This window comes from Nocardia nepalensis (assembly GCF_048910785.1).
Taxonomy (GTDB): domain Bacteria; phylum Actinomycetota; class Actinomycetes; order Mycobacteriales; family Mycobacteriaceae; genus Nocardia; species Nocardia nepalensis.
On record NZ_JBKBET010000028.1, the window covers coordinates 470,243 to 486,852 of the forward strand.

Genomic DNA, 16,610 nt, shown 5'->3' on the forward strand with positions numbered 1-16,610 from the left:
CCATGAGCAGGCGCTCCTCAGCGCCTTCCACCACCCGCTGCGAATCCGGCCATCGCCGGACCGCGAGGGAATGTTGCATCGGATCGGCGCGTCGTGTCCACCGCGTCGCGCCGTCCGGACCCGTTGGGCGCAGGTCGATTAGGCGGTGCGGGCGTTTTCGGCGGCGGTTACTACGTGGCGCATGAGGAGGGCGGTGGTTACCGGGCCGATGCCGCCGGGGACCGGGCTGAGGGCGGAGGCTTTGCCGCGGACGGAGTCTGCGTCTACGTCGCCGACGATTTTGCCGTCGGGGGATTCGTTGGTGCCTACATCGATGACGGTGGCGGATTCGCGGATGTGTTTGCCGGTGACCAGGCCGATGCGGCCCGCGGCGGCTACGACGATGTCGGCGGCGGAGGTTACGGCGGGCAGGTCGGTGGTGCGGGAATGGCAGATGGTGACGGTGGCGTTTTCGGCGAGCAGGAGCTGGGCCAGTGGCTTGCCGACGATGTTGGAGCGGCCGACGACGGCGACATGCCGGCCGGCGAGCGGGATTTCGTGATGCTTCAGTAGTTCGACGACGGCCTCGGAGGTGGCGGGGACGAACCCGTCCAGGTTGGAGGCGAGCAGGCCGAGGGACAGCGGGCTGACACCGTCGACGTCCTTGGTGGCGGCGATGGCGGAGCTGACGTCGTCGAGGGTGACACCGGCGGGCAGCGGGGTCTGCAGCATGATGGCGTCGATGGCGGGGTCCGCGCTGCGGGCGGTGAGTTCGTCGCGGATCCGCTGGATGCTCGCGTCGGCGCCGAGATCGATGGTGTCGCAGGCGATTCCGAGGCGTTCGGCGGCCTTGCGCAGCGAGTTCACGTACCAGGCGCTGGCCGGATCGTCATTGGCCACGACCAGAGCCAGGCGCGGCGCGGTTCCGCTCGCGGTGAGCGCGGCGGTGCGCTCCTTGGTGTCGGCGTTGATGGCGGCGGCGAGTTCCTTGCCGGACAGCGAAACGGTATCCACGTTGTCACACCTTATCGGCTGCACCGCGCGGCCGGTTCGAGCGGTCACCCCCGCGTCGCCCGGTCTGCCCGGATACCGGAAATAAACGGCGGATTATGCCCGGCAATTACCCGGCTGCGCCCTATACCGGCCGTATCGTGATGGCTGCTAGCACACAGCTAACTGTCAGCTGACCTACCGGAGCCCCGTTTCACGCGTGGAAAGGTGTCGACTGTCGTGAAGATCTCGAGACATTGGAAACTATCGGTCGCCACCGTATTCGCGGCCGCCACCATCACCGGACTGACCAGCGCACCCGCCATCGCGGCGCCGGAGACCGACGCCCTCTACAACTCCGCCCAGCGCGCCTTCATCGACGGCGACGACGCCACCGGACGCGCCGAACTCCGCCGACTGATCGCCGCGGACCCGGCCGATGCCGAGGCCCTGTCACTGCAGGCGATCTGGTCGCATTACGCCAACGACCTGCCCGCCATGGCCGATTCGCTGGCACGCCTCACCGCCGTCGACCCGGAGATGGCCCAGGGGACCAATAATGTGCTCGGCGCGATCGGCGCCGCGGTCGGCACGCTGCCGAACCCGCTGCCGGCGATCGTCGGGCCGCAGACCGGGATCGTGGTCCTGGGATACGGCTTGCTCCCGGATGGTTCGCTGCGCCCCGAGCTGGTGAGCCGGCTGGCCGCGGCCTGGCTGCAGGCGGTCGCCTCGCCGCTGTCCCCGGTCATCGTCACCGGCGGCAATCCACAGAACGGGATCACCGAGGCCGAGGCCATGCGGGCCTGGCTGGTCGGTAAGGGCCTGCCCGCCGCCAGGGTCAATGTCGAGAGCAGGGCCGGGTCGACGGTGCAGAACGCACTGTTCAGCACCGGGATGCTGCGCGAGTTGGGCGCGGACAGCGCGGTCGTGGTCACCTCGCCGAATCACATCCGGCGCGCGGTCGCCGACTTCATCGTCGCGGGCACGCGCGTGGTCGGGGCGACTACGTCGCTCGACCAGCTGGTCTCGCAGTTGCCGCCGCCCGCCAGGCAGTCACAGCGCGGCATCTACCTCGATGCGACGCGCACGTTCCAGCTCGCAACCTCCCGCTGATACCCCAAACAAAGTGGGTCTGAGCGGGCACTTTCGGCCCAAAAGCGGCAGATATCGGAGAAGGTGCACACTCGGACCCGAAACCGGGTTAGCCCGATCCCGCCCCCACCCGGCAGGATGTCCCGGTGACACCAACCGGAGATGTGGTCGCGCAACTGCGCGCGGCAGGCTGTGTATTCGCCGAGGACGAGGCGCGGCTGCTCACCGAGGCCGCGGCGGAGACCGGCGCCGATCTGACGGATCTGCTCGCGCAACGGGTGTCCGGAACCCCGCTGGAATACCTGCTCGGCTGGACCGAATTCCACGGTCTGCGAGTAGCGGTCGCGCCGGGTGTGTTCGTACCACGCCAACGCACCGCCTTCCTCGTCGACGAGGCCGCCGAACTCGCCCGCGCGCTCCGCACCGAAAACCCCATCGTCGTCGATATGTGCTGCGGCTCAGGCGCATTGGGTCTTGCCCTGGCGACAACGCTTGGGTCCGAAGGCCGCCGGATAAGCCTGGCCGCCGCCGATATCGAACCCGCCGCGGTCGAATGCGCGCGCCGCAACATCACTCCGATCGGCGCTGCCGTCTATCAGGGCGACCTCTTCGACCCGCTCCCCCGCGAGCTGCACGGCCGCATCGAGATCCTGCTCGCCAACACCCCGTACGTGCCATCCGAGATGATCGCCCAAATGCCGCCCGAGGCACGCGATCACGAGCCGCGCACCGCCCTCGACGGCGGACCCGACGGCCTGGACGTCTTCCGTCGCGTCGTCGGCGCCGCCCGCACCTGGCTCGCACCGGGTGGTCACCTCCTGGTCGAATCCAGCGAAGCCCAAGCCCCGCACGCGATCACCGTGCTGACCGAGCACGGCCTCACCGGCCGCATCGCCGAATCCGACGAGCTCTACGCCACCGTCGTCATCGGCACCAAAAGGGCCGCGCGATAGACACATTCGGCCCGGCGGTATCCGTGACGCAGATCACACCGCGACATCGATGGATGCGACACCCGAACGCCGTCGCTACGGATGACCCCATCCGAAAGGCGGAGCACACCATGACCTCTGACGAGATCCACGCGTGGACATACGCCGAGCGCCTCGCACTCGCCGGTTTCCTCGACGATCTCGAAGACCGCGAGTGGACAGTCCCTTCGCTGTGTCCCGATTGGACAGCGCACGAAGTCCTCGCCCACGTGACGCTGTCGAACCGCGTCACGCTGAAGCAGACGCTGCTCGGTGTCCTCCGGGCCCGCGGCGATTGGAACCGGATGACCGCCGACCTCGCCCGCGAACGCGCCGCCCGATACTCCCCGGCCGAACTCATCGCCCAACTCCGCGAATCGGCCGCTTCGACGCGCCGCGCCCCGGGGGCGGGCCCGCTCGATCCGCTGGTCGACACCATGATCCACGGCCAGGACATCGCACGCCCGCTTGGTCGGGCAAAGGCAGTCCCGACACAGCCGGGTATCGCCGCACTCGATTACATCATCGGCAGTCGCTTCTACGGCGCCCGCCAACGCCTGCGCGGCATCCGACTGACGGCCGTCGACGCCGACTGGTCAGCGGGCGACGGCCCGGATGAGGTCCGCGGCCCGCTGAGCGATCTGTTGCTGGTTTCGACGGGCCGCGCGGCGGGACTGGCCGGTCTGGCCGGATCAGGCCTCGCGCGGCTCACCAGCGTGCTGTAGCGCCGAGCGCTACTTCTTGTGTCCGGTGAATTCGTCCATCGAGTGATACACACCAACCGAATTCAGGAACAGATCGCGCAATTTGATCGGCAGCAGCCCGGAGATCGCCTTGTTGAGCCGCGACGTCCACGGCAGGATCACCAGCGGATTACCGGCCTTCATTTCCCGCCACGAGGTGTCGACGACATCGTCCTGCTCGAGGATCGGCGTGAACAAGAAACCCTTTGCGCCGTCGAACATCCCGGTATTGATGTAGGTCGGACACACCGTGGTGACCTTCACGTGGTCGTGGCCCGCCTGCTCCAGTTCGATACGCACCGAATCCGACCAGCCCAGCGCCGCCCACTTCGAGGCCGCGTACACGCTCATGCGCGGATTGGACACCAGGCCCGCCGAGGACGCGATGGTCATGACGCGCGCCTCGCCGGTGCCACGCACCATGGCGGGCAGGAATTCGAGCGCAATGTACATCGGCGCAAGGGAATTGATCGCCATCGTCTTGTCGATATCGGCGCGATCGGCCGTTTCCCAGAAATAGCTGTTGCCGCGCACGATGCCCGCATTGTTGACCAGGATGTCGATATCACCGACGTCGCCACGCACGGCAGCCGCGGCCTCGGCGATCGAGTCCCGCGAGGCGACGTCGACCACATAGTGGTGAATGGCCGCACCGCGTCCGGACAACTCGACCGCGGTCTCCTTCAGCGCGGATTCATTGATATCCCACAGCACCACCGCGGCCGCGCCCTCGCGCACCGCGCGTTCGGCGAACAGCTTGCCAAGGCCCATCGCGGCACCGGTGACCAGGACCTTCTTATCCGCTACCGTGTCCAGTTTCATTCGTCCCAATCCTGATTCTTCTTGAAATAGCCTCTGGCGCAGTTACTTTTGGCGCAACGTCTTCATGACCCCGAAGTACAGCGTCATCGTCCTCGCCCACAGTTCCTCGGACATCCCGGGCAGCGGCGCGATCGGCAGCACCCGCTGCACGGCGATCGTCTGGGTGTCGATGTACTTCAACAACCCCTCGGGACCGTGCCGACGCCCGGTGCCCGAAATTCCGAGCCCACCCGAGGGCGCGTCCGCACTGCCCCAGGCCGCGATGAAGCCCTCGTTCACATTCACCGAACCCGCATTGATGCGCGCGGCCACCTTGCGACCTCGATCGACATCCTTGGTCCAGACACTCGCGTTGAGTCCATAGGCGGTGTCATTGGCCTGTTCGACTGCCTCGTCGTCGCTGCCGACGCGGTAGATCGAGACCACCGGCCCGAAGGTCTCCTCGCGATACACCGTCATCCCGGGCCGCACCCCGGCCAGCACGGTCGGCTCGTAGAAGTACGGACCGAGGTCGGGGCGAGCCTTACCGCCCGCCAAAACCTGCGCCCCCTTGGCGACCGCGTCATCGACATGCGCGCGGACGGTGTCCAATTGGCGCTGGAACGTCAAAGACCCCATATCACTGGCGAAATCGAGCGCACCGCCCAATTCGATCGCGCGCACATGTTCGACGAATTCGCTGACGAACTGGTCATAGACCTTGTCGTGCACATAGATTCGCTCCATCGACTCGCACAGCTGTCCCGCCGAGGCGAAGCAGGCCCGGATCGCGATCCTGGCCGCCCGGGACACATCCGCATCGGCCAGCACCAGCAGCGGATTCTTACCGCCGAGCTCGAGCGAATACCCGATGAGCCGTTCCCCGGCCTGCTGGGCGATGGTCCGCCCGGTCGCGCTGGATCCGGTGTAGTCGACATAGTCGGCGCGCGCGATCACCTCGCCGCCGATCACCGACCCGCGACCGAGCACCGCCTGCCACAGCCCGCGCGGCAGTCCGGCGCGCTCGGCGGCATCGATCGCCCACAGCGCGGTCAACGCGGTCTGATTATCCGGCCGCGCGACCACGGCATTCCCGGCCACCAGGGCAGGGAGCGCATCGGAGGCGGCCAGGGCCAGCGGATAGTTCCACGGCGAGATCACCGCGACCACGCCCTTGGGCCGATGCCGCACGTCGACCTGGGTCAGGACCGGCAGCACACCCCGCGGCTTGCGCGTAGCCAGCAACTTCTCCGCGACCGACGCGTAGTACCTGGCATTGACCGCCACATCCCCGACCTCGTCGAAGGCGTGTGCCCGCGACTTGCCGGTCTCGGTCTGCACGATGTCGAGAATCGCGTCCTGCTCGGCGAGCACGATGTCGTGGAACTTGCGCAGCACCGCGACCCGCTCTCGGACCGAGCGCCGGGCCCACTCCCGCTGCGCGGTGCGTGCGGTCGCGAAGGCGGCATCGATATCGCCGGTCGAGGACTGCGGCAGATCCGCGATCTTGTGGCCGGTCGCGGGTGCGAATACCTCGACCGAGGACGCACCGCCCGCGATCGCGCGATCGAGCAGGGGTTGCACCAGGGATGCGGGCAAAGCGGTCGGTTCGGCCAGTTGGCGGGCGGTCGTCATTGTCGGCCCTCTCATGGGTCTGGTGGACGCGGCAGGAGCGACGGGCGCGCGGCCCCGACATTTCCTGAACACTAGTGTTAGATTAATACCAGGGCCGCACCGCGTGTCAAGCTGTCGGGTGTGGACCACAGACATGTCAGGCTTCGAGTTGTGAGGCATCACCATGTCCACTGACACACAGACCAAGGGCGCGCGGCGCGGCCGCCCGCCACAGACCCAGGAGCAGGCCGAGGAGGTCCGCGCCCGGATCGTGCTCGCGACCGCCGCGGTATTCACCCGCAATGGCTCGCGCGGACTCAGCGTCGCCCAGATCATCGAACAGGCGGGGCTGGCCAGGCCCACCTTCTATCGCTATTTCGGCAATGCCACCGAACCGCTGCACGTCGTGCTGGAGGCCTCGAATGCCGGGCTCGTCGACGGCATCCGCACGGCACTCACCGGCCCCGACGAACCCGTCGAACTCGGCATCCGGCTCATCGACGCCTACCTCGACTGGGCGCGCGGGCACGGCGCGATGCTGCGACCGCTCTTCGCCGAACTGCACGACCCGGCCTCACCGGTATCGGCCTATCGCGAACGGGCACTGGATGATATCCGCGCACTGGTGCGCGAAACCTTCACCGAACTCGGCCGCGCGATCCCCTCGCCGCTCGATCTCGATGCGGCGCTACATGTTTGCGAATACGTGGTCTACCGGATCTCCGCGGGCACCGCGCCCGGCGCCGAGCCGGACGCGGAAACCGTTGCCGCCGCTCGACTTACCATGATCCGCGTGCTGCTCACCACGCTCGGCACCCGCGCCGACCTCGAATACGCCATGACACTGCCGGGCATCTTCCCGGCCGCGGAGTGAAACCTACAGATCGAGTTCGAGTTCGCCACCGCGAGAACGCGATACGCACGTGAGCATCGCGTTGCCCCGCTCACCGGGCAACAGCGCCCGATCCCGGTGCTCGACCTCGCCGGAGAGCACACTCGCCCGGCAGGTTCCGCAGAATCCCTGCTGGCACGAATAGGCGACGCCCGGCACCGCGCGCCGGATGGCGGTCAACGCCGACTCGTCGGATGCGACATCCACCTCGGTCGCACTGCGGCGCAACCGAATACGGAACGGCGCACCATCGCGCACGGGCATCGCCGAGAATCGCTCGGTATGCAGTGAAGCGGTCGGATCGTGCAGCAACAGCACCTTGCGCGCGGCCTCGGCCAGCGCCGGTGGTCCACAGACGTACACCGCGGCACCGGTCGGCGTCTGCTCGAAGATCATGCGCGGATCCGGGACCCCGAACTCGTCGTCCGGACGTACCACCACATCACCGCCGGTGAAGCGGGCCAGCTCGTACAGGAACGGCATCCGGGACCGCGCGCGACCGAAATACATGAGCCGCCACGGTGTTCCGGCCCGCTCGGCCGCGGTGACCATGGGCAGGATCGGTGTTATCCCGATGCCGCCGGCCACGAACAGATATTCCGGCGCGGCGATGAACGGGAAGGCATTGCGCGGTCCACGCACCCGCAGCCGGTCGCCGACCCGCAGCCCCTCGTGGATCTCCCGCGAGCCGCCGTCGCCATCGGCTATGTACCGCACCGCGATTCGGTAGGAGCTGCGATCGTCCGGATCGCTGTTCAACGAGTACTGCCGCTGTCGTCCCGAGGGCAGGAACACATCGATATGGGCGCCCGGCGTCCAGGCGGGCAGATCCGCACCGTCGGGATCGCAGAGGGTCAGGCTGATCACCTCGTCGGCCTCGACCTCGATCCCCATGATCGCCAGCTCGAAATCGTAGCCGGTGTGGCGCACCGGCCGCGGGCGCGAAAGCAGCTGGGCCGCTTTGCCTTCCGTGAAGACGCGCTTGTAGGTGTCCACCGCCGACGCGATCATCCGCAGTCCGGCACCCGGCCGGAACTGCTCCTCCACCGCAGTCATGAGCTTGCCCGTGCCGCCGGTGACTGCGCGAGGTAGCGCAGCGCGTTATCCATCGGGCCGAGCTGCGAGGGATGGAATCCCGGCCGCAGGTAGCGCGGAATCTCGGTGAAGAAGGTGGTGAAATTCGGCACCACACCGCGCAGCGAGGCGCTCGCCATCTGCAGTGGCCACCACCGGCCCTTATTCGGCGACGGGTCCCGATGGAACAGGTAGGCACCCGAAATCACGAACAGCACGAGCAGTCCCGAACTCGCGATCAGCGCTTGCCGCGCCTTGCGGGCGTAGCCGCCGTCTAGATGCATGTACGCGTCGTAGACCACGCTGCGATGCTCGACCTCCTCGGCACCGTGCCAGCGAATGAGATCCAGCATCGCCGGATGCATCCCCTTCGCCGCCAATTTGTCATTGGTCAGCAGCCACTCGCCGATCACGGCGGTGTAGTGCTCCATACCGGCGAAAAGGGCCAGGCGCTCACACAGCCATTCGTGCCTGGCCCGGCCGGAGAGTCCGTGGTCGCCGAGCAGCCGGTCGATCAACCAGGCGACGCGATCCACCATCGGAGCGACCTCGAGGCCGAGCCGCTCCAATTGATGACGGGCCTTCTCATGCGAACCGGCGTGCATCGTCTCCTGACCGATGAAACCGCGGACCTCTTCGCGTAATCGCTCATCGTCGATCAGCGGCAGCGCCTCGGCCAGCGCCTGCGCCATGGCCCGCTCCCCCTCGGGCAGCACCAGATGCATCACATTGATGATGTGGGTGGCCATGACTTCGCCGGGGATGTAGTGCAGCGGCACCGAGTCGAAGTCGAAGCTGACGTCCCGCGCGTTGATTGCATGAGCCTGATCGGCGTATGTGGTGCCCATCTGATGGTCCTCACGTCTGGTCCCGTAGATCCGTCAATGTATTGCCGACATCAAATGCTGTCAACATCACATGATGTCAACTTCCCGGCTGTGGGAGGATCGAGGCCATGAACGACGCCGTTTCCGATGGATCGATACCGGGTATGCGCCGCTGGCGCGGCACGCCCCCGGCCGACCGGATCGCCGCGCGCCGCGAACAGCTGATCGAGGCCGCCATCGAGCTGATGGCCACGATCGGAGCGTCCGATATCTCGATGCGCGGGGTTTGCCGACAGGCCGGACTCACCGAGCGCTACTTCTACGAGAGCTTCCCGAGTCTCGACAAATTGCTCACCGCGGCGCTGGAGACGGTCGTCCTCGGCGCGCAGGAACGACTGCTCGCGGCGCTGGCCACCGCGCCGCCGGAACCCCAGAAGCTCTTCCGGCATGCCATTTCCGCGTTCACCGACTATTTGCTGGAGGATCGTCGGCGCGGCCAGATCATGTTCGTGGAATCACAGGCCAAGCGCGTGCTCGGCGATCGCGGCAATGAACTCATCGAACTGTTCACCACCCCGATCGCCTTGACGATCTCACTGGCCGACGGGCCGCAATCCATGCCGGACGAATTCGAGAACAGCCTCAACTCGAACGCCATCTTCGGCGCGATGGCCTATATGTACCGCCCGTGGCTGGACGGCACCATCGGCATCCCGCGGGAACGCTTCGACGACCACGCGACCAGCGTGCTACGCAATATCGCGAACGCGCGATCGTCCACGCCGCAACAGGCGCACTGACCGGGCTACTACCCCTGCGTGGATACCGGATCCCGATCCCGCGCCCGCTCGAACACCATCGCGCTGTCGGTGATCTTCCCGTGGCGCAGCGTCACCACATCCCGTAGATAGTTCATGCGCAGCCGCCAAGGCGCTTTGGTGCCCTGGATCGGGAATTGGCTGGCGGCGCGCTGGACATATCCCGGGTTGAAGTTCAGGAACAGCGATGTCGCGCCGACGGATGGATCGCGCACCGGCGTGCAGCGGACGTACCCATTGTCGTACATATGGCGTAGTAGCCGAACGACATACTCGCACACCAGATCCGCCTTCAACGTCCACGAGGCGTTCGTGTAGCCGATGATGTACGCGAAGTTCGGCACATCGGATAGCATCATCGCCTTGTAGGCCATATGCTCCGGGAGTTTCACCGGCTGCCCGTCGACCGCGAGATCCACGCCACCGAAGGCGAGCAGGTTCAAACCCGTTGCGGTGATGATGATGTCGGCGTCGAGGGTCGCGCCGGAGGCGAGGGCCAGGCCCGTCTCGGTGAACGTCTCGATCTTATCGGTCACGATGTCCAACTGGCCCTTGCGGATGGCACGGAAGAAATCTCCGTTGGGCGCCAGACACAGTCGCTGATCCCAGGGGTTGTAGACCGGGGTGAAGTGCGTGTCGATGTCGTAACCCTCGGGCAGCCAGCGCTGTTGCCAGCCCTTGATGCGCTTGCGCATGAATTGCGGATACCGTTGGGCCAGTTGGTATATCGCGGTGGACAGCAACACATACTTGGCCCTCGCCGCCGCATAGGCGACGCGGGCGGGCAGGAATTTGCGTGTCTTGACGGCGAGATCGTCGCGAGCGGGTGCGGAGATGATGTAGCTCGGCGAGCGTTGCAGCATCGTCACGTGCGCGCCCTGCTCGGTGAGCGCGGGCCCGAGCGTGACCGCGGTCGCACCGCTGCCGATGAGCACCACGCGCTTGCCGGCGACATCGAGCTCGCGCGGCCAGTGCTGCGGGTGGATTATCGGACCGGCGAACCGCTCGGTGCCCGCGAAATCCGGGGTGTAGCCCTGGTCGTAGCGGTAATAGCCGGAGCAGCAGAACAGGAACCCGGCAGTGAGCGTGACGGTTTCGCCAGTATCGGCGCGTTCGGCGCGCACGGTCCACCGGTTGTCCCGGGACGACCATTCGGCGCCGACCACCCGATGATGGAACCTGATATTCCGGTCGATTCCGCTCTCGGTCGCGGTGGCGCGCACATAGTCGAGGATGTCGTCACCATCGGCGATCGCCATCTCCCCCAGCCACGGCCGGAACCGGTAGCCGAGGGTGTACATATCGGAATCGGAGCGAATTCCCGGATAGCGGAACAGATCCCAGGTTCCGCCGATCGCGTCGCGACTCTCCAGAATCGTATAAGTCCGCCGCGGGAAGGCCCGCCGCAGGTGATACGCCGCACCTATCCCGGACAGTCCGGCACCGACGATCAGCACATCGACGTGCTCGCCAGCGGTCGCCATGGCTCTCGACCTCCGATATTCGGCGGTTGCTGCGTGACGCCGGATCGCCCGGCATCACCTCCAGCCTATCGGTGACCTGTTGTCTTCGGAGACGACAATCCTCGCCCAAGACTCGGACAAGCGACCAAAACCGACCGGTTCTCAAGCGGGCGGAGCACAGTGAGGTCACTCACATCGATCGCGCATCACCCCAGCTTAGCCGCGAAAGCCCGGCTGTCTCAGAAGGTTTCCCGCCAAATTGTGCATACCCATTACTGGTTACCGTCCGGTAGCGTTCGGTCGCACCGAAGATCAGAGACGATCCGGAACCGTATTCATCAACGATTTCCAGGAGCGCAAGTGTCGCATTCTCGGTTCGAATCCATCGGCGCGTATCTCCCCTCGAATATCGTCTCTACCGAGGAGCTGATCTCCAGGCTGGCCGAACCCCCGTCGTTCGATCTCGAACGGATCACGGGAGTTCGAGAACGCCGCGTCCACGACACCCGACCGGACACCTACGAGGACTCCTTCGCACTCGCCATCAAGGCGGCAGAGGACTGTCTTTCCAGGTCACAGTATGCCGCCGCGGATCTCGACGTGATCATCTCGACCTCCATCACGCGCAGCAGGAACGGCACCCGGATGTACATGGAGCCGTCGTTCGCCTCCTCGATCGGCAAACAACTCGGCGCCGATAAAGCCATTACCTTCGATATTTCCAATGCTTGCGCAGGAATGTTGACCGGCACTTATATTCTGGATCGGATGATCCGCTCCGGTGCGGTGCGCAATGGCATGGTGGTGAGCGGCGAGGCAATTACTCCCATTGCCGATACCGCGGTGAACGAGATTTCCGAGAAATACGATCTGCAATTCGCCTCACTTTCGGTCGGTGATTCCGGTTGCGCGATCGTGCTCGACCAGGCGGTCGACGATGCCGACAAGATCCACTACATCGAGTTGATGACCGCCTCGGAGCATTCGCACCTGTGCATCGGCATGCCGAGCGATAAATCCCAGGGCGTCGCGCTATACACCGATAACCGCAAGATGCACAACGAGGATCGGTTCGTGCTGTGGACCGACACCCAGCGCAACTATCTGGAGGCGCGCGGCAAGACCTTCGCCGACGAGAAGTTCGACTACGTCATTCACCACCAGTTCGGTGCGGCCGCGCTGCCGTGGCTGGCCGCGATCGGCGAGCGCGAGTTCGGTGTGCCGATGCCGCCGGATCTGCGGGTCATCGAGAAGTACGGAAATACCTCCACCACTTCGCATTTCATCGTGCTGCACGATCAGCTCAGCGATCAGAAACTGCCGTCCGGGACCAAGTTGCTGATGGTTCCGGCGGCCTCCGGCGTCGTGACCGGCTTCCTGTCCACCACCATCTCCTCCCTGAAGGTCTGAGGTCAGCCATGGGCGTGCGCATCAAATCCACCGGAACCAGCCGGGCGAAGGACACCCACAGCATTGTCGAGCACAGCGCTCGCGCGGCGCGCGAAAGCCTGGAGCGGGTGGGTGTGCGTCCCGACCAGGTCGGGGTGTTCATCAACGCCGGGATCTTCCGTGATTCCAATACCGTCGAACCGGCCGTCTCCGCATTGATCCAGAAGGCGGCGGGCATCGGGCTCGAGTACGGCAAGGACGATCCGCGGACCTTCTCCTTCGACCTGATGAACGGCGCGGTCGGCGTACTCAACGCGGTCCAGGTGGCCACGTCGGTATTGCAGACCGGCAGCGCCGAGCATGTGCTGATCGTGTCCGGGGATACCCATCCGTCACTCACCCGTTCGGCGGCCGATGACGAATTCCCTTATGCCACTTCGGGAGCCGCACTGCTGCTGGAGCACACCGACGAGCCCGTCGGATTCGGCCGGGTGCATATCGCCAGGGGCGCTGGTACGCCAGCGGTGGAGTCGTTCGTCGACACCACGACCATGGGTACGGTCGGGCGCGGTCTGATGACGGTGGTCCGCGAACCCGGCTTCGAGGACACACTGTTGGAAGTGGCCGCCGAAGCCGCGCGGGCCGCGCTCGCCGAGGCCGGGCACACCGACCTGTCGAGCACGGTGCTGATCGCCTCGACCCCGAGCGCCGAATTCCCGGTTCGGCTCGCGGAAACCCTTGGCATCGCGGCGAATTCGGTCCGCACCGCCGACCTGTCCGAGGGTGATCCGCATACCGCCGCCCTGCCACTGGCCTATGACCGGGCGATCAGCGAGTGTTCGTTCGGTGCGCACACCCACGTGCTGTTCGTGGCGGCGGGTGCCGGCCCATCGGCCGGGGCCGCGCTCTACCGATTGCCGGTTCTCGCGGGGACGCCCGCGTGACGACGCTGACCTACTGGCAGCCCATCGACCGGTTCCGCGCGTTCGCGCGCGCGGAACCGGATCGCGCGGCGGTGATCTTCCCGCAGGGGCGCAATCCCCAAGGCCTGCCCGACTACCGCACGATCACCTACCGCGAGCTCGACCGGTGGTCCGACACCATCGCCGAGCGGTTGACCGCCTCCGGTGTCGGAACCGGCACGCGCACCATCGTTCTCGTACTGCCGGGCCCGGAGCTGTACGCGGTGATGTTCGGGCTGTTGAAGATCGGTGCGGTGCCGGTGGTCATCGATCCCGGCATGGGTGTGCGAAAGATGTTGCGCTGCTTGCGGGCCGTGGAGGCCGAGGCGTTCATCGGGATACCGCAGGCGCATGCGCTACGAATGTTGTTCCGGCGCAGCTTCCGCCGGGTCCGCACCACCGTCACCGTCGGCAAGCGCTGGTTCTGGGGCGGTGCGAGACTGCGGGATTGGGGTACCACACCTGCCGGGGTCGCGCCCCTTCGCAAACCAGCCCCCGACGGCGATCTGCTGGTGATCGGGTTCACCACCGGAAGTACCGGTCCCGCCAAGGCGGTCGAGATGACCCACGGGAACCTCGCCGCCATGATCGAACAGGTCCACGCGGCGCGCGGGCATGTCGCACCGGAGACCTCGCTGATCACGCTGCCGCTGGTGGGCATTCTCGATCTGCTGCTCGGGGCGCGGTGTGTGCTGCCGCCGCTGATCCCGAGTCAGGTCGGGTCGACCGATCCCGCGGATATCGTGGATGCGGTCGAACGGTTCGAGGTGCGCACCATGTTCGCCTCGCCCGCCGTGCTGATCCCGCTGCTGCGCCGTCTCGAACAGCGGCCGACGGAGCTGAAGTCATTGAGCAGCATCTACTCCGGCGGCGCTCCGGTCCCCGACTGGTGTATCGCCGGGCTGCGCGCGGTGCTGCGCGAGGACGCCCAGGTTTATGCGGGGTACGGCTCCACCGAGGCGTTGCCGATGTCGACCATCGAATCGCGGGAACTGTTCGATGGTTTGGTCGAGCGCACCCACCGCGGTGCCGGTACCTGCATCGGGCGGCCCGCGGATCGGGTGCAGGCCAGGATCGTCGCCATTACCGACGAGCCGATTCCGACCTGGCAGCGCGCCGAGGAGATCGCTGGTGAACTCGAAGGCTCTCGTGGCATAGGCGAACTCGTGGTATCCGGGCCGAATGTCAGCACGCACTACTACTGGCCGGAGCAGGCGAACGCGCAGGGCAAGATCATCGATGGCGCGGTGATCTGGCATCGCACCGGCGATCTGGCCTGGATCGATGAGCAGGGGCGGATCTGGTTCTGCGGGCGCAAGAGTCAGCGGGTCGGCACCGCGCACGGGCCGATGTTCACCGTTCAGGTCGAGCAGATCTTCAATACCGTTGCGGGCGTTGCTCGCACGGCGCTGGTCGGAGTCGGTGAGCGGGGTGCTCAGCGGCCCGTCCTGTGTGTGGAATTGGACGCGGATGGGGATGCGGCGTCCGTCCGGACAGCACTGCGAGCCCGTGCGGCCGAGTCCGAATTGACCAGGACGATCACCGACTTCCTGGTGCACCCGAAGTTCCCGGTTGATATCCGACACAACGCCAAGATCGGGCGCGAGCAGTTGTCGGTTTGGGCGACCCGACAACTCGGAGCGGTCAGATGAAATCGACCGTGCTGCGGGCGATTCCCGTACTGGGTTGGCTCTATTTGGCGGCTGGCGTCGCCGCGGCCGCGACGGATCGGGTCCCGGAAAGCCGGGCCCTGCGTGGCATTTGGTGGATCGACGCATTTCTGAGCTTCGTGGTGCACGCGGCGCAGATCCCGGCGGCGTTGCGGGCGGCGCAGGGTTCGGGTCGATCCCCGGTCGAGACGGCGGTGCTGACCCAGATCTTCGGAATGACCTGGTGGCGCACCCAGCCCGGTCGGGAGCGCATCGGCGTAGAGGAGACGCTATGAGCAAGGTACTGGTAACCGGCGCTTCGGGGTTTCTCGGCGGTGCGCTGGTGCGCCGACTCGTCCGCGATGGCGAACACGATGTCGCAATCCTGGTGCGGCGCACCAGCAATCTGGCCGATCTCGGCGCGGCCGTCGACCAAGTCCAGGTGGTGCACGGCGATCTTGCCGACGGACTGTCGCTGGCACGAGCCACCAATGGTGTCGATGTCGTAGTCCACAGTGCCGCACGGGTCGACGAGCGCGGTACCCGAGAGCAGTTCTGGGACGAGAACGTCTGGGCCACCGAGCGACTGCTGGATTCCGCTCGGCGCGGCGGCGCTTCGCGTTTCGTCTTCATCTCCAGCCCCAGCGCACTGATGGACTACGACGGCGGCGATCAGCTCGATATCGACGAATCGGTGCCGTATCCGCGGCGCTACCTGAACCTCTACTCCGAGACCAAGGCGGCCGCCGAGCGTGTCGTACTCGCCGCGGACGCACCGGGATTCACCACGTGCGCACTGCGGCCGCGGGCGATCTGGGGAGCGGGTGATCGGTCCGGACCGATCGTGCGGCTGCTCGGCCGGACGGCCGTGGGCAAGCTGCCGGACCTCTCGTTCGGACGCGATGTCTTCGCCTCGCTATGCCATGTCGAGAATATCGTCGACGCCTGCGTCAAGGTGCTCGACTCCGACGCGGTGGGCGGCAAGGCGTATTTCATCGCCGATGCCGAGCAGACCGATGTGTGGCGGTTCCTCGGCGAGGTGGCAACGGATCTCGGCTATCGGCCCCCGACCAGGAAGCCGAATCCGCGCGTGGTGAACGGGTTGGTGCGCGTCATCGAAACGGTGTGGCAGGTCCCTGCCATCGCGACCCGGTGGTCGCCCCCGCTGTCGCGCTATGTCGTGGCGCTGATGACCCGCAGCGCCACCTATGACACCGGTGCGGCGGCACGCGATTTCGGCTACCTGCCCGTCGTCGATCGCGATACCGGCATCGCGGAATTCAAGGACTGGCTCGAAATACAGGGCGGCATTGTCGAACTCACCAAGGCATTGCGATGACTCCGGA

Annotated in this window: 16 protein-coding genes; 10 read left to right on the forward strand and 6 right to left on the reverse strand. The window is 66.2% G+C overall.

Going from position 1 to position 16,610, the window contains the following annotated elements; genetic code table 11:
• Positions 1–138 precede the first annotated feature (138 nt).
• A complete protein-coding gene (locus ACHQ4I_RS22890; protein ID WP_420773841.1) occupies positions 139–993 on the reverse strand; it encodes a bifunctional 5,10-methylenetetrahydrofolate dehydrogenase/5,10-methenyltetrahydrofolate cyclohydrolase in 855 nt (284 codons plus the stop codon).
• Positions 994–1,209: 216 nt separating this feature from the next.
• Here ACHQ4I_RS22890 and ACHQ4I_RS22895 point away from each other — a divergent pair, with 216 nt between their 5' ends.
• The 3 genes from ACHQ4I_RS22895 to ACHQ4I_RS22905 all read left to right on the forward strand — a co-directional run bounded on the left by ACHQ4I_RS22895 (position 1,210) and on the right by ACHQ4I_RS22905 (position 3,757).
• The gene (locus ACHQ4I_RS22895) at positions 1,210–2,082 is read left to right on the forward strand and encodes a YdcF family protein (RefSeq protein WP_420773842.1); all 873 of its coding nucleotides are present in this window, start codon (positions 1,210–1,212) and stop codon (positions 2,080–2,082) included.
• 125 nt (positions 2,083–2,207) lie between these two features.
• Positions 2,208–3,014, forward strand: a complete 807-nt coding sequence (locus tag ACHQ4I_RS22900) for a putative protein N(5)-glutamine methyltransferase (protein WP_420773843.1) — start codon at positions 2,208–2,210, stop codon at positions 3,012–3,014.
• A 110-nt stretch (positions 3,015–3,124) separates the two neighbouring features.
• Positions 3,125–3,757 carry a maleylpyruvate isomerase family mycothiol-dependent enzyme gene (locus ACHQ4I_RS22905; protein ID WP_420773844.1) on the forward strand — a complete coding sequence of 211 codons (633 nt, stop codon included), beginning with the start codon at positions 3,125–3,127 and terminating at the stop codon, positions 3,755–3,757.
• A gap of 9 nt (positions 3,758–3,766) precedes the next feature.
• On the opposite strand, the gene ACHQ4I_RS22910 is transcribed toward ACHQ4I_RS22905, so the two are convergent.
• On the reverse strand, positions 3,767–4,597 hold the full coding sequence (locus tag ACHQ4I_RS22910; RefSeq protein WP_420773845.1) for an SDR family oxidoreductase: 831 nt from the start codon (positions 4,595–4,597) through the stop codon (positions 3,767–3,769).
• Between the two features lie 42 nt (positions 4,598–4,639).
• The gene (locus ACHQ4I_RS22915) at positions 4,640–6,211 is read right to left on the reverse strand and encodes a succinic semialdehyde dehydrogenase (protein WP_420773846.1); all 1,572 of its coding nucleotides are present in this window, start codon (positions 6,209–6,211) and stop codon (positions 4,640–4,642) included.
• Positions 6,212–6,374: 163 nt separating this feature from the next.
• On the opposite strand from ACHQ4I_RS22915, the gene ACHQ4I_RS22920 reads away from it, so the two are divergent.
• Positions 6,375–7,064, forward strand: coding sequence for a TetR/AcrR family transcriptional regulator (locus ACHQ4I_RS22920; RefSeq protein WP_420773847.1), 690 nt, complete (start codon positions 6,375–6,377; stop codon positions 7,062–7,064).
• 3 nt (positions 7,065–7,067) lie between these two features.
• Here ACHQ4I_RS22920 and ACHQ4I_RS22925 read toward each other — a convergent pair whose 3' ends face one another.
• Positions 7,068–8,138: a PDR/VanB family oxidoreductase gene (locus ACHQ4I_RS22925; protein ID WP_420773848.1), complete on the reverse strand. Its 1,071-nt coding sequence runs from the start codon at positions 8,136–8,138 to the stop codon at positions 7,068–7,070.
• Complete coding sequence (locus ACHQ4I_RS22930; RefSeq protein WP_420773849.1) at positions 8,135–9,004, reverse strand: metal-dependent hydrolase; 870 nt, start codon at positions 9,002–9,004, stop codon at positions 8,135–8,137. Before ACHQ4I_RS22930 ends, ACHQ4I_RS22925 begins: the two co-directional genes overlap by 4 nt.
• A gap of 107 nt (positions 9,005–9,111) precedes the next feature.
• On the opposite strand from ACHQ4I_RS22930, the gene ACHQ4I_RS22935 reads away from it, so the two are divergent.
• Positions 9,112–9,783: a TetR/AcrR family transcriptional regulator gene (locus ACHQ4I_RS22935; protein ID WP_420773850.1), complete on the forward strand. Its 672-nt coding sequence runs from the start codon at positions 9,112–9,114 to the stop codon at positions 9,781–9,783.
• 8 nt (positions 9,784–9,791) lie between these two features.
• On the opposite strand, the gene ACHQ4I_RS22940 is transcribed toward ACHQ4I_RS22935, so the two are convergent.
• Positions 9,792–11,285: a flavin-containing monooxygenase gene (locus tag ACHQ4I_RS22940; RefSeq protein WP_420773851.1), complete on the reverse strand. Its 1,494-nt coding sequence runs from the start codon at positions 11,283–11,285 to the stop codon at positions 9,792–9,794.
• 339 nt (positions 11,286–11,624) lie between these two features.
• Between ACHQ4I_RS22940 and ACHQ4I_RS22945 the strand changes: the two genes are divergently transcribed.
• Genes ACHQ4I_RS22945 through ACHQ4I_RS22965 form a run of 5 tightly spaced genes read left to right on the forward strand, consistent with a single transcriptional unit; the run spans position 11,625 to position 16,603 of the window.
• Positions 11,625–12,674 (forward strand): 3-oxoacyl-ACP synthase III family protein, encoded by a 1,050-nt coding sequence (locus ACHQ4I_RS22945; protein WP_420773852.1) that lies wholly within the window; start codon positions 11,625–11,627, stop codon positions 12,672–12,674.
• 8 nt (positions 12,675–12,682) lie between these two features.
• Positions 12,683–13,597 carry a hypothetical protein gene (locus tag ACHQ4I_RS22950; RefSeq protein WP_420773853.1) on the forward strand — a complete coding sequence of 305 codons (915 nt, stop codon included), beginning with the start codon at positions 12,683–12,685 and terminating at the stop codon, positions 13,595–13,597.
• Positions 13,594–15,267, forward strand: coding sequence for a fatty acid CoA ligase family protein (locus ACHQ4I_RS22955; RefSeq protein ID WP_420773854.1), 1,674 nt, complete (start codon positions 13,594–13,596; stop codon positions 15,265–15,267). Before ACHQ4I_RS22950 ends, ACHQ4I_RS22955 begins: the two co-directional genes overlap by 4 nt.
• On the forward strand, positions 15,264–15,560 hold the full coding sequence (locus tag ACHQ4I_RS22960; protein ID WP_420773855.1) for a hypothetical protein: 297 nt from the start codon (positions 15,264–15,266) through the stop codon (positions 15,558–15,560). Before ACHQ4I_RS22955 ends, ACHQ4I_RS22960 begins: the two co-directional genes overlap by 4 nt.
• Positions 15,557–16,603, forward strand: coding sequence for an NAD-dependent epimerase/dehydratase family protein (locus ACHQ4I_RS22965; RefSeq protein ID WP_420773856.1), 1,047 nt, complete (start codon positions 15,557–15,559; stop codon positions 16,601–16,603). Before ACHQ4I_RS22960 ends, ACHQ4I_RS22965 begins: the two co-directional genes overlap by 4 nt.
• Positions 16,604–16,610 lie beyond the last annotated feature (7 nt).